Below are 13,294 nucleotides of genomic sequence, written 5' to 3'. Positions count from 1 at the left end.
TAAGCGTTACTAGTCCTTATATTGTCTTCTTCAAACAGTAGATACCCTATTGTTGCAGGTAATTTGATGAACACCACCTATGAAAGTTCAATACTACATGTTCTTAATTCCTTTTTTTTTGATAGGGTGTCAAAAATCTAAAATAAATGTTGCTGAAGAAGAGGACAGTTTTGAAGAATATGTCTTCCCGAAATTTATTATGGATTTTTCAAATAGTGAATGTCAAAGACAATTAAAAGAAGCTAAAAAGGATTATGAAAACGGAAAACTAGTACATCAATTTCACGCATTTGAAAGTGATAGATTTAGTGAAGAATTTGAAGAGCTTTTAAACAAATGTAAAATTGAATATGATGATAAAGGGGAATGTCATATTGATGTCCAAGAATGTTATGGATGGTACATGGATAGTCTTATCTCCGTGAAATTTGGTGAAGATTTTATTTCTAATTTAAAAGAAAAGGCTGATAGCTTATTTTTGGCAAGATGGGAAACCAAAACATATTATTACTGGCACCTTGACGAAGAACCAAAGTATTCAGAAGGCTATGGCTTTTCAGATATTTTCATAAAAAATCGACTTTCTTTCCCAAAAAGCTGGGACACAATACCTATGCAAGACTGGCGTCAATACTTAAGCGTATGGGTAACAATAAGTAAAGAAGGGGAATTAGAAAAATGGGAACACGAAAACTATAACTTAAAAGGTACTAATATCGAGTTTTATGACCATTTGAAAAATCAAATAGACTCGTTATTAAAAAGAATGAATGTATGGGAGCCTGGGGTGTTAAATGGTAATAAAGTGACTTCCAAATATTTGATTGATATAAATTTAGATAAAAAACGATACTGAAAACTACCTGCAACAAAGACCTAAACTGCATTAAAACGCAGTTTAGCCAAGTCGTTGTATTGAATTTGACAAACTTTTAGGTTAATCTACAGGGTTTTTAGCGGGAGAGGAATTGTAATTGTTTTGAAGGCGGTAAGCCGGCTTTCAAGTCTTGCGGTGAGACCGTGCAAGTGGTGATCACTTGTAGACGTGTCGAGAACGTCTCAAAGACTTGATTGAAGTTAGCCCTTATCCTTCAGAAAGTCAAGGAATAAGGGGTAAAAATCAAAAACAATTACAATGGAGTAGTTGGCTTGTTTGCTAACTTTCCAGCAACGGTTCTTATACAAGCATAAAAATCCATAACTGGAAATAAAACCCTGATAGATAACAGGTAAATAGGTAAAGTTTGTCCAACTCCGTTTTTCTTTAGAGATGCCCGCAGGAGCGGGAGGAGAAGGGTCTGTTATTACAAGGCAAAGAAAAACTCAATACAACAGTAGGTATCTATCAATTTGAATAAGCGTTACTAGTCCTTATATTGTCTTCTTCAAACAGTAGATACCCTATTGTTGGGCAACATGCTAAAAAGCCTGCCGCACATTGGCACATTTGCAAAACCACACCTGCCGACCCTCAACCCAAGTTTTGCAAAAGAGCCAATTCACCACATGCTCCAATAAGGGACGATAATAATGATAATAAACAGTAAATGTTGATATATTTGCACTAAATGCTAATTGATATGAGCAAGAAGGCAATCAACAGATTGAAAGCAGTATTGGCGGAACAAGGCAAAACCAATAAATGGCTGGCTGAAGAACTAAGTAAAAACGAGACTACAATCTCACGTTGGTGCACGAATGAAGTGCAGCCTTCCATGGACACATTTGTGGAGATAGCCCGATTGCTCAATATAGATGTTAAAGAACTCATTAACTCGACAAAAAAATAAACAGGTATGCAGAATCAAACCCATAATATCACTTTTGACACAATACCTGTTAACCCTGATTGGTGTTTCAAAAATGTTCGATCAGTAGAACAATGGACACACGGCTATCACAGGTATCCTGCCAAGTTTCTTCCCAATTTGGTAAAAAAATTAATTGAAGAATATACTTATGAAAATGATTTAGTAGCGGACTTCTTTGCTGGGTGTGGCACTACTCTTGTTGAGGCCAAAGTTCATGGAAGAAAATCTATTGGGGTTGATATTAACCCGGTTGCAGAACTCATCACTAAAGCAAAAACAAATCCTGTAGCACCACAGAAAATTGAAAACAGATTCAATCTTATTGTAGAAAGCTTTGATGACTTTAATCTCAAGAAATACTCAAATATTGCAGTTCACGAACGAATAGATTATTGGTTTTCACAAGAACACAAAGCTAAAATCGCATTTTTGTATGACAAAATATTGGCAACAAGAGACCGTGCAACAAAAGATTTTTTCCTTGTTGCCTTATCACACATTCTTAAGAACTGCTCAAGGTGGCTACAATCGAGCACTAAGCCGCAAGTTGACCCAAAGAAAAACCCAACCGACCCATTTGTTGCATTTCAGGCTCATACCAAGCAAATGATGAAAAAAAATGCTGAGTTCTATGCGCAACTGAGCAAAGACAAGTATTTAAAAACAAAATGCGAAATACGATTGGAAGATGCCCGGAAAACTTCAATCCGTGCCAATTCTGTGAGTGCCATTATCACCTCACCACCCTATGTTACTTCTTATGAATATGCGGACATTCATCAATTGACCGGATATTGGTATGAGTACATTACCGATATGACTGAGTTTAGGAAAAACTTCATTGGCACATTTTATTCATTGAATCAGGAATTGGAGTGTGGTTCTGCACTTGCTCAGGAAATTATTGATAGTCTTTTAAAGAAGGATAAACGAACAGCCAAAGAAGTTGCCAATTACTTCAAAGACATGCAGGCGGTGGCAAAGGAAATGCACCGTGTTTTAAAGAAGGGGGGGCATGTCTGTCTGGTCATTGGGAATACCACATTTAAAAATGTGAAAGTAAAATCAGCAGAGGTCTTTGCTGAAATACTGGCCGATTTAGATTTTGAAATGGTAGAGATTATCAAAAGGAGCATTCCTTACAAACTAATTCCGACAATACGAGACAAGAAAACCGGAAAGTTTTCCAAAATGGAAAACAAAAACAGTAAACTGGTTTATCCAGAAGAGTACATTCTAATTGCTAAAAAAGGATAGTATGGCAATAGTTAATAAAAATAGTCAGCCTTTTAAGCCGTATGCAAGGTTAATGAACATTATTGGCGACCAACTAATCACTGATAAAAAAGTTGCTGTAATTGAGGTCGTTAAAAACTGCTATGATGCAGATGCTGAAAACGTTCAGGTTCGATTCTTCAATATGAATAACTATGGTAAAACGTACTTAACGGAAAAAGAACAGCCGTATATTGAAATTGAAGATGATGGAGATGGAATGTCTCTGAAAACCATAACAGATATTTGGTTAAGACCTGCTACTCCTAGCAAATTAGATAAGAAAAAACAAAAGCTGAATAAAACTAATAAAGGAAGAATTATACAAGGAGAAAAAGGAATAGGGCGATTTGCTATACATAAGTTGGGAGAAAAAATTGAATTATTCACCAAAGCAGCAGGAGATGAAGAAATTAAGCTTGAAATGGATTTTACTGAGTTTAATCCTGAAAAGGCAGACTTATTTAACCAGGCACCTTCTGAATACAAACTGTTGGAAGAAGTTCATAATAGTTGGTATGTAAATAATCCACCTGAAGAAATAAAAAATGAAAAGGGCACATTAATCCGAATCTACAATCTTCGGGAAAACTGGAAGGAAAATGATTTTGAAGAACTATACAAATCCATACAACGACTTATCCCACCTATTGATGAGAATGCTGAAAAATTAGGAGTTAATTTCAAGCAGGACTTTAGTATTCAAGTATATAAAAATGGTGACATATACAGCTCGGAGGAAGTCACCACTTTCAAGGATGTAATAGAAAGAGCTCAATTCACAATGATAGGCACAGTTTCAAAAGAGGGTGATTTAACTTTTGAATATAAATCAACATCACCTGTTCGAAATTTTGAAAGAGAAATCAACCTTTTGAGCAAAGAACAATTGGCCAAGAATAATTATATGTCTTATGCCATCGAGCGCGGATTTAAAGATAAGCATATCCCTACCTGTGGAACCTTTAGTTTTACATTTTACGCCTTCGATTTATCCAAACCAGATAAGACTATCCTAAATAAAGACATTGAACGCTTTATAAAAGACAATTTTGTTTTTGTACTCAGAGATGGCGTTCGTGTATACCCTTATGGAGAGAAGGGAATTGATTGGTTGAACCTAGATAAATTAAGAGCTACTTACCGTGCAGGTCAATTCATTAGCTACAATGACTTAACTGGTTTTGTATATATAAGTCAAGGCGGTAATCCATTGCTTCGAGATTCAACAAACAGGCAAGGAATCATGGATATTGACGGAGCTCTGGATGATTTCAAAAATCTTGTAACTGCCGTTACAGAAATATTCAATACAGAAATAAAAATTGATAAAAACAAACTCGAAATAAAGCGGAACACAGCTTTCAAAGATTCCAATGAGATTGTTGTCAAGTCTTTCAATACGCTTAAATCAAGCCTTGAAAAAATTGATAATAGGGATGTGCTTGAAAAAGCAAACAAGTTTTTAGATACCGTCCAAAAACACAATGCAGTTATGAAAGACCGTATGGAAACGGTTGAAGACTTGGCAGGTCTTGGTATGGCGGTTGAAAAAGCGTCACATGATGCGTTAACTCTATTGGCAAAGATGAGAAGCAATGTAAAAGACTTTAAAGTAAAAGCTAAGAATCAGGATTACAAAAATGGCGACTTGATTGAGTTATTAAACGAACTGGATGAGAACCTGAATTTTGTATATGATGAGATGCAGGTTATTCAACCTCTTTTCAAGAACCAGCGAAAATCCATTAAAGATGTAAGTGTTTATGAGACTATTGAAAAGGTGGTAAAGTATTTTAGACGTGATCTCAATGGAAAAATAGATGTCAAGATTCAGAAGGATAACGACATTATTCTAAAAACAAATACAGGGCTTGTACTACAAATACTCATCAACCTTATTGACAATGCCATTTATTGGGTGAATAAAAACGAGTCTAAGCAAAAGCAGATTACAATTAAAATTAACAGTAAGAACAATTCATTGACAATTGCAGACAGTGGCCCAGGAATTCGGGAAGATGTCGCTCCTTTAATTTTTAATGAGTTTTTCTCACTTAAATCAGATGGCCGTGGCTTGGGACTTTATATCGTTAAAGAAATTCTTCTCCGAATTAATGGAGAAATTTTCGTTGTTCAGGAAGAAAAAGAGAGGCTCCTCTCAGGGGCTAACTTCATTGTCAAATTCAATAAGGAACAATAATATGGAAGGAGTTATATTATTTGCAGACGACCATATTTTTGATTCGCAAAGGCTTGAGAACAAGTTGTTTCGAAAATTCAATTCAGACGGTGCTTTTTCTACTTTACCAATTAATAATCTCACCATTCTTGAGAAGACAGTTTCATCAATATCGACTTACAAAGCATTGATTCTTGACTGGAATTTTAAGCGAGAAATAGATGAAGACGAAGAAGGTATTCAAATGCCAGATGAAAACCCTCATGAGTTTTTAAAGTCTAAGAAAATTTATTCGCTTGTATACATTTATTCTCAGGAAGAAATAGCACAAGAGATTAAGGAAGAATTAGAAACATTATATCCGGGTAAAATATTTTTTGAGAAGAAGGAGAACGTTGATGAGCCTGAAAAGGAATATGAAAAAATCATAAACGGTATTAAAAAATTTGAAGACCAAAATACTCACTTGGTAGTTCCTTTTGTGTGGAGCCAAGCAATAAACCAATCCGCCCAAATCATATTTTCAGAATTAGAGCAAGCTGATCCGAATTGGATAAAAGAAATATATAATACTGCGAAAAATGATGGGACAGAGCCTAATACAGAGGTCATAGGTGTTTTCCAGAATCTTTTGAACGAATCAATTATCCAGAATCAACCTCTATTAAAGTCTTTAGATGAATCGAAAGAATTGCCGGAAGTGGTAGTAGCAGATAAAGAGGATTCCTTGGCTAAATTATATAACAGGATTTATTACACGAAACTCATTAAAAATGCTCCTTTGATGACAGGAGATATTTTCAAATTTAATGAGGATGAGTTTGCCATTCTAATTACTCCAGAGTGCGATATGAATAAGAAGAAAGATAGCATTTTGGAGTTTTTGATTATTTCGAAAAAAGCTTCAGAAGCTTTTAAGAAGAAAAAGAAGAAAGATGATTCTATTTTCAACAATGGGGTTCAAAGCAGACACATTTTACCCTCTTTTCCGTTCGAATCAGACAACTTTAATCTATCTGCACTCATAGATTTTGAAACTGCTTTCGTTGTAAAAACTAAAGTAGAATTTGAGAATATGAGAGAAGGGTTTAAACTTAACTCACCTTATATCTATCAAGTGCGACAAAGATATTTATCCTATGTCGGTAGAGTTGGTGTTCCAGCAATTCCTCAAAGCCTTAGATTATTTAACCTGAAATAAAGTGAGCATACGACATTACACTCGCATGAAAAGAACGAAAATGTCAAATCTCAACATCCACACACATTGCCAAGCCGCACAAAGCCAACGCACCAGCCAAAGCTTGTCAAAGAGTGCGTCTGAGCCAACGCACGGACAGAAAAGAAAAAGCACGATTGCCCAACATTGTATAAAAGCAATAGCGGGTGAAGTAGCAAAATCAAGGTCTGTGCATTTAATAAACTTCTGTGGTGACGGACAGATAATCGCTTTGAAATCCGCTACTGCTCTTATACTAGACCGTTGGTGCGCCACGAGGTGGCATTTATCCAGTAGGTGTAAATCCTACCAGGGCAATTGACTGTTCACCCTGAAGAAAAGCGGACAGTAAATTTCGTGAGGAGTTCGCTGAAGCTCCGTTGTTTTTCAAATACTCAAGCCGCAATGCGCAAGTGTGAACCCGTTGTAGCTTCGATATGTGTACCCGTAGATTTGGGGACAGTTTTGACGGTCTGGAACCCTGCCATACTACAAAGATCAACAGTCATTTGATTTGTAGTAAACTACCGGAGTCAAAGGGGTGGCGTGAGTATAGATGGATGAATGTTAAACGTGGGAGGTCTCTTTCAGCAAAGGGTGGCAACCTTAAAAGCGTGCCTATAAGTATTACGAAATTGCACGTAGCGAAAAGAGAAATCGGAGGAGTTCATAGTACCTATGACAGCAAGGACAACAAAACCTTGCTTAGGAAAGGGACTCTACTTTAGACAAGCTTATATGGAATACAGAAAGACAAGTATTGACGAGAGTCTATCAGCAAGTCCAACGGTGGTAAATACCGATGAGCAAATTCGTGTGTTCCAAAGGAAGCTATACATTAGAGCCAAGCAAGACGGTAGCTTCAAGGCGTATAGCCTTTACGGAAAACTCTGTGAAGGCCAAACGCTTAGTGAAGCCTACCGAAGGGTTAGGCAAAACTATTCCAAGGGAGTAGGGGTTGATAATCAGGGGTTTGATGATGTCGAAAAGAAAGGTTTAAACACCTTTCTGGCAGATATAGGTCAAGAGCTTGAAAATCGCACCTACAAGAGCCAAGCCGTAAGGCAAGTGCTCATACCCAAGGAAAAGAAAGGAGATTTCAGGAAACTGGGCATCCCCACCATTCGCGACAGAGTGGTACAAATGGCAGTAAAAATGCTGATAGAGCCACTCTGGGAAGCTGATTTCTGTGAAACATCGCATGGGTTCAGGCTCAAACGTAGCGCAAAAGAAGCCATCAAACAGGTAAAGCAAAACATTTACGCAGGACATCAATTTGTATATGATGCCGATCTATCCAAGTATTTTGACACGATAGATCATAGTAAGTTATTTGTTTTATTGAAAGAGCGATTGACAGACAAAGGAATCCTGAGGTTGATACAACAATGGCTAAGAGCCCCCGTTCAGCTACCCGATGGCAAACTACTGGCAAGCCGAAAAGGTAGTCCGCAGGGCGGAGTCATCTCACCGTTGTTGTCCAACATTTATCTCCACGCCTTTGACCGCATTGTAAACAACCCCAAAGGGAAGTTTGCAAAAGCCAACATCCGCATAGTCCGCTATGCCGATGACTTTCTACTAATGGGTAAAGGATATTTCAGTAAAGAAATACTGAGCTACATTAGCAGAATAATGGACAACATGGGGCTAAGCCTTAATAAAGAAAAGACCAAACTCTTGCACATCAGCAAGAGCAGTCTGCATTTCTTGGGCTTTGAGTTCAGGACAGTTCCGTCCAAGTTTGGATGGAACAGGAAGAACTACACCAATGTACGCCCCAGTATGAAATCACGCTCAAAGTTCTACACCAAGCTGCGCGATTTGCTAGCCAAACGTAAGCATTGGACAATAGAGTGGATAGTCTGGAAGCTAAATGAGCAGCTTATAGGCTGGCTCAACTACTTCTCTATCAACAAAGTGACGCATATCTGGGAAACCATTAAGGTCATCAAAAAGCATTTGGACTACAAATTATTTAAATGGATGAAAAGTAAAGGAAGGAAAGCGCATCGGAAGCTAAGCCAGCGACCCTATGACAATCTGGTTAAGTTTTACAAACTGCTAGACATAGAGAAGTATGCCCGCTTGAAAACCCTTGCGAAAGCTCAATGAAGAAGTCTATCGGTAAGCCGTATGAGCGAAAAGTTCACGTACGGTTTGATGAAGGGGGCGCTGATAGTTTACTTGTTATTAGTATCTTTAGAGGTACTGACAAAGTAGGCTATCAGGCTCTACTCTACTGGTGCATATAACAGGAACGCATAAGAAACTGAAAAAGTAAATGAAATTAACGATAAGAAAAGAAAATACAGAAGACTTTAAAACAGTCTTTAACCTTATAGAAAAGGCATTTGAAAATGAACAAATGAGCGACCAAAAGGAACAGTTTTTAGTGGAACGATTGAGAAAGTCAAATGCTTTTGTTCCCGAACTTTCAATAGTAGCCGAAACCGAAAACAAAATTGTTGGACATATTCTGTTGACAAAACTTAAGATTAAAAACAAATCGAACGAATTTGACTCATTGGCTTTAGCACCTGTCTCTGTCTTACCTGAATTTCAAGGAAAAGGAATTGGCGGGAAATTGATAGTCGAAGCCCATAAAAAAGCTAAAGAATTAGGACATAAATCAATCGTTTTACTTGGACACGAAAATTACTATCCAAGATTCGGTTATGAACAAGCTGATAAGTATGGAATAGAATTGCCGTTTAAAGTTCCGAAAGAGAATTGTATGGTAATTGAGTTGGTTGAAGACGGACTAAAAGGAGTAAATGGAATGGTTGAATACCCTAAAGAGTTTAATGAATAAAAATACGACCGCACAATAACTAAGCATTCTGACGGCTGGAACAGCCTAGTCTGAATGCAATGTTGAACCCTGAGAAAGTTTCAGGGTAAACTTCAATGAAACATTGAAAGGGTGTTGGGAATTAGGTTTACTATGGGGAATGATTTTCTTCTTTTGCTTTTTTAGCGATGTGAGAATGAAAAAGTTTCTGATTTTAAATTGTTCTTTGTCCTAGGGTTCCTTTTTTTAGTATTTATTATTGAATAGGTAAACGGTTTTGGAGTGAATTTTAGGCTGTTATTACCATTTGGGCATACCTGTCCCATTAAGCTAGCTGGAGCTCATTATTTTGCTTTCTGATTTTGTTAAACCAGTTGGCTGGTGGCCCCCTTTGATCAAAGCATGCCACTGTATGCAGTTCTCCCGTTTTGCAACAAGGGCACTTTCTGAGCATTGAAGTAGGTTTTTCCCCTACTTCTATTACGACCTGACCGATCTGCCTGTCGATATTGATTTTGTGTGTGGCCTTGAAGGCACTGGCCAAGATTCCATAATGTCTGATGCGGGTAAAGACCTTTGGTCAGACCCCGACTATAGGGGCAAGTTAGGTAGCGTGAACCTGCTTAGGAATTCAGAAGCCTACAGTGTACAAGTTTCTTTTTCAACCTCTGGAATAATTTGGTATCTTCGATACAAAATGCCCATGCTGGGCATACACAATGGCTATAAGTAATTGCTTGTGCTCATCTACTTCTGAAAATCTGTAGGGATTTTCAGTTTGGTGCGTACTTGCAAAGTTAAGTGTTAACTCACACAATTAGCTATAGCCGAGACCGTTACCAGTAAGGGGGAAACAAACTAGAAGACAAAGTGATAAATACTAAAAAAAATCAATAACAATATAAGTTCTTGTTTTGAATGACAAAAATTAAATAACCATATGGATAAAACAATTAATTTATATAAAGATGTTAGTATAGAAAAGACAAAATTAGAAAAATATGTAAGTGTTGGCGATAATTCAAGAATAGTAAATTGTCATTTAGAGGAATATGTTAGGGTAGACAGAAGAAACTACTTTCAAAATACTAGTATAGGTAAACACACGTATACAGGGTGTGACACAAGAATATATAACGCAACGATTGGGAAATTCTGTTCTATTTCTTGGCATGTTACTATTGGGGGAGGGGAACATAAGATTGATAGAATTACTACTCATGACTTTTTATACAATCCTAACTCTAATCTTAATATTTACAATACAAAGGATTGGCACAATAGATATGAGAAAAAAGTAATAATAGGTAATGATGTTTGGATTGGAGCAGGTAGCGTTATTTTAAGAGGTGTGGTGATTGGTGATGGAGCGGTGGTTGGAGCAAACTCTGTAATAACAAAAGATATTCCACCCTACGCAGTTGTAGCAGGAAATCCGGGAAGGGTAATAAAATTTAGATTTCCCGAAGATATAATTGATAGAATAATGAAACTGAATTGGTGGGATCTAGATGATTCGGTAATTATAAATGAGATAGAATCGTTTAGAGATGGGGATATACTTCAAACCCTAAATAAACTTGAAAAAATAAAAAAATGAATATATTATTAACGTCAGTAGGTAGAAGAGGCTATATTGTCGATTATTTTAAGCAAGTATCAAAAGATGCTAAGATTCATGTATGTAATAGTGTGTTTACAATTGCTTTCAGAAAAGCTGATTTTAGTTTTATTGCACCTAATATATATGACAATGATTATGTTGATAGTTTAGTAGAGTATTGTAAAAAGCATAAGATAGATGCAATAATGTCGTTATTTGACATAGACCTAGTAGTTTTAGGTTCGTCAGAAAAGCGATTTGAGGAAATTGGTGTTAATTTAGTTCATGCACCACTGAAAACCCTTAAAATATGTAATGATAAATGGTTGACATTTAAATTTGCACAGGAAATAAACATTGCAACTCCTAAAACATATCTATCCATAGAAGATGCATTAAAGGAAATAGAGTCAAAGCGTGTTTATTATCCCTTAATTATAAAACCTAGGTTTGGTATGGGGTCTATTGGTCTGTATGTTGTAGACAATAGAGAAGAGTTGCAAGTTCTGTATAATAAATGCAAAAATGAGGTGTTTAATTCCTATTTGAAGTATGAGAGTGCCGATTTCAAGGAAGAAAGTGTATTGATACAAGAGTTTAAAAAGTCGAAAGAATATGGATTAGATATAATTAATGACTTGAATGGTAATTTTGTAACTGTAATTCCTAAAGAGAAGGTGGAGATGCGTTCTGGAGAAACAGATTTAGGTTTGACGGTTGACAATGCAAGATTTATTGAATTAGCTAAAAAATTATCCCAAGCAACTAGGCATAAGGGTATTCTTTCTGTGGATATACTTGCTGATGAGGCCGATACCTTGAATTTGTTAGAGATGAATTGTAGAATATCCGGACACTATCCAGTTGCGCATTGTGCTGGTGTAAATTATCCAAAACAATTAATAGAATGGTTAAATAAAAAAGAAACTAACTTAGAAAATTTTGAGTATAAAAGAGGTGTATACGTAACAAAGGAGCTTCTGCCAGTTGTTTGGCAATGATACTCCTGTGCATATGAGTCGACACTAACAAGACCAGACTCAAGAAGTATCAAAAATAAAAGATTGCCAGTACCGAGCGTAACGAACGGCTGAAAATTCGTTACCCAACTGTTTATAAGATGGTGGAACCGACCCATTGGTGTTGTCCTACAGGGGAGAACATCAAACCACCATAAGGTGCTTTGGTAAAGAGTCAAGGTATTGAGCGTTATGGAAAAGGCCAGGTCAAGAGCGTGGTCAGGCAAGGATAAAGGAGATGAATGCAAATGAACCTCTGATGAAGTGTCCCTGATACTCAGGGCAGGCTGAGAAAGTGCTACATTCTGTCAAAAGTGTTTGAAGTATGACAAACATTACGAGTTCAGTGGTTACCTGTTTATTGACTGGACGGCAGGGTTTAGCTATCTGGTTTTTCTTTACTTGTCATGGTAACGAAAGAAGACCCAAAATACGACCTTAAAATTACTACCCTTGTTCAAATAAGGGGGGTAAGGTTGAAGAACAGCTAAAATAGGAGCTTCTTTGCCATAAAATATATACTTTTTGACCATCAAATTAAAACTACAATAATGTTAGCCACTACTCGAGAAAAATTACAAACTGTTAGTACTGCCACACTAGCCACAGCCTTGTTTAAACGAGGTCTTAAAAATCAATTCATTCAAGGGGTTAAGCCATTGGAAAAAGGGAAGCCTACCATGGTGGGAGTAGCCTTTACTTTACGGTATATTCCTGCAAGGGAAGATCTTAATCCCATTACTGTATTTCAAGACCCTAGACATCCTCAACGGGTGGCGGTAGAAACCTGCCCCAGTGGAGCGGTTTTGGTTATCGACAGTCGAAAAGACAGTAGGGCGGCTTCTGCAGGTTCTATTTTGGCTTCTCGCCTGATGGTCCGTGGTGCTGCAGGGATTGTTACGGATGGGGGATTTCGGGATTCCGCTGAAATTGCCAAGTTGGACATGCCTTCCTATCACCATTCCCCTTCTGCCCCGACCAATTTAACTTTACACCAAGCCATGGACATCAATGTACCTATTGGGTGCGGTGACGTGGCTGTTTTCCCTGCTGATGTGGTAGTAGGTGATGATGATGGGGTAATCGTTATTCCTGCTCACTTGGCTGATGAAATCGCCGATGAGGCCATAAGCATGACCCTTTACGAAGATTTTGTAACCGAAAGGGTATTGGAAGGACATAGCATCGTAGGATTGTATCCGCTCACCTTAGAAGCGAATAAAAAAGAATTTGAGCTGTGGAAACAAAAAATGGAGGCTTCAAAGGACTGAATCAAATAGCCTGAATTGAACCGCAGCCTGAGCCTGTCGAAGGGAACGGTTCAATTTAGGCAACACTTCAACCCGAAATATGCAATAGACATTCTATTACGTGCTGAAATCGCTTTAAAA

The 13,294-nt window shown here is 37.3% G+C and carries 10 protein-coding genes; all 10 read left to right on the top strand.

From position 1 onward, the window contains the following. The first annotated feature begins 79 nt into the window (after window positions 1-79). The 10 genes from AAC026_RS19660 to AAC026_RS19615 all read left to right on the top strand — a co-directional run bounded on the left by AAC026_RS19660 (window position 80) and on the right by AAC026_RS19615 (window position 13,174). Window positions 80-856 carry a hypothetical protein gene (locus AAC026_RS19660; protein WP_157470529.1) on the top strand — a complete coding sequence of 259 codons (777 nt, stop codon included), beginning with the start codon at window positions 80-82 and terminating at the stop codon, window positions 854-856. 724 nt (window positions 857-1,580) lie between these two features. Next, a complete protein-coding gene (locus tag AAC026_RS19655) occupies window positions 1,581-1,790 on the top strand; it encodes a helix-turn-helix transcriptional regulator (protein WP_339701775.1) in 210 nt (69 codons plus the stop codon). A gap of 6 nt (window positions 1,791-1,796) precedes the next feature. Continuing rightward, window positions 1,797-3,068, top strand: a complete 1,272-nt coding sequence (locus AAC026_RS19650) for a site-specific DNA-methyltransferase (RefSeq protein WP_339701772.1) — start codon at window positions 1,797-1,799, stop codon at window positions 3,066-3,068. 1 nt (window position 3,069) lies between these two features. Further along, window positions 3,070-5,289, top strand: coding sequence for a sensor histidine kinase (locus AAC026_RS19645; protein ID WP_339701769.1), 2,220 nt, complete (start codon window positions 3,070-3,072; stop codon window positions 5,287-5,289). Between the two features lies 1 nt (window position 5,290). Beyond that, window positions 5,291-6,469, top strand: a complete 1,179-nt coding sequence (locus AAC026_RS19640; protein WP_339701766.1) for a hypothetical protein — start codon at window positions 5,291-5,293, stop codon at window positions 6,467-6,469. A gap of 756 nt (window positions 6,470-7,225) precedes the next feature. Further along, window positions 7,226-8,602, top strand: a complete 1,377-nt coding sequence (gene ltrA, locus AAC026_RS19635; RefSeq protein WP_339701763.1) for a group II intron reverse transcriptase/maturase — start codon at window positions 7,226-7,228, stop codon at window positions 8,600-8,602. A gap of 169 nt (window positions 8,603-8,771) precedes the next feature. Continuing rightward, entirely contained in the window at window positions 8,772-9,302 is a 531-nt protein-coding gene (locus tag AAC026_RS19630; protein WP_339701760.1) for an N-acetyltransferase, read from the top strand. 919 nt (window positions 9,303-10,221) lie between these two features. Continuing rightward, window positions 10,222-10,881, top strand: a complete 660-nt coding sequence (locus tag AAC026_RS19625) for a CatB-related O-acetyltransferase (RefSeq protein WP_339701757.1) — start codon at window positions 10,222-10,224, stop codon at window positions 10,879-10,881. Continuing rightward, window positions 10,878-11,885 (top strand): ATP-grasp domain-containing protein, encoded by a 1,008-nt coding sequence (locus AAC026_RS19620; RefSeq protein ID WP_339701754.1) that lies wholly within the window; start codon window positions 10,878-10,880, stop codon window positions 11,883-11,885. Before AAC026_RS19625 ends, AAC026_RS19620 begins: the two co-directional genes overlap by 4 nt. A 569-nt stretch (window positions 11,886-12,454) precedes the next feature. Next, window positions 12,455-13,174, top strand: coding sequence for a ribonuclease activity regulator RraA (locus AAC026_RS19615; RefSeq protein WP_339701752.1), 720 nt, complete (start codon window positions 12,455-12,457; stop codon window positions 13,172-13,174). The last annotated feature ends 120 nt before the right edge of the window (window positions 13,175-13,294 follow it).

Origin of the sequence: uncultured Roseivirga sp., from assembly GCF_963973945.1 — a bacterium.
GTDB lineage: Bacteria > Bacteroidota > Bacteroidia > Cytophagales > Cyclobacteriaceae > Roseivirga.
The sequence above is the reverse complement of the archived record's forward strand: the minus strand, read 5'-3'. Positions and strand labels throughout refer to the sequence as shown.

Coding starts and splice junctions, on each gene's coding strand:
- AAC026_RS19660 (WP_157470529.1), top strand. CDS start 80: ATGAAAGTTCAATACTACATGTTCTTAATTCCTTTTTTTTTGATAGGG.
- AAC026_RS19655 (WP_339701775.1), top strand. CDS start 1,581: ATGAGCAAGAAGGCAATCAACAGATTGAAAGCAGTATTGGCGGAACAA.
- AAC026_RS19650 (WP_339701772.1), top strand. CDS start 1,797: ATGCAGAATCAAACCCATAATATCACTTTTGACACAATACCTGTTAAC.
- AAC026_RS19645 (WP_339701769.1), top strand. CDS start 3,070: ATGGCAATAGTTAATAAAAATAGTCAGCCTTTTAAGCCGTATGCAAGG.
- AAC026_RS19640 (WP_339701766.1), top strand. CDS start 5,291: ATGGAAGGAGTTATATTATTTGCAGACGACCATATTTTTGATTCGCAA.
- ltrA (WP_339701763.1), top strand. CDS start 7,226: ATGGAATACAGAAAGACAAGTATTGACGAGAGTCTATCAGCAAGTCCA.
- AAC026_RS19630 (WP_339701760.1), top strand. CDS start 8,772: ATGAAATTAACGATAAGAAAAGAAAATACAGAAGACTTTAAAACAGTC.
- AAC026_RS19625 (WP_339701757.1), top strand. CDS start 10,222: ATGGATAAAACAATTAATTTATATAAAGATGTTAGTATAGAAAAGACA.
- AAC026_RS19620 (WP_339701754.1), top strand. CDS start 10,878: ATGAATATATTATTAACGTCAGTAGGTAGAAGAGGCTATATTGTCGAT.
- AAC026_RS19615 (WP_339701752.1), top strand. CDS start 12,455: ATGTTAGCCACTACTCGAGAAAAATTACAAACTGTTAGTACTGCCACA.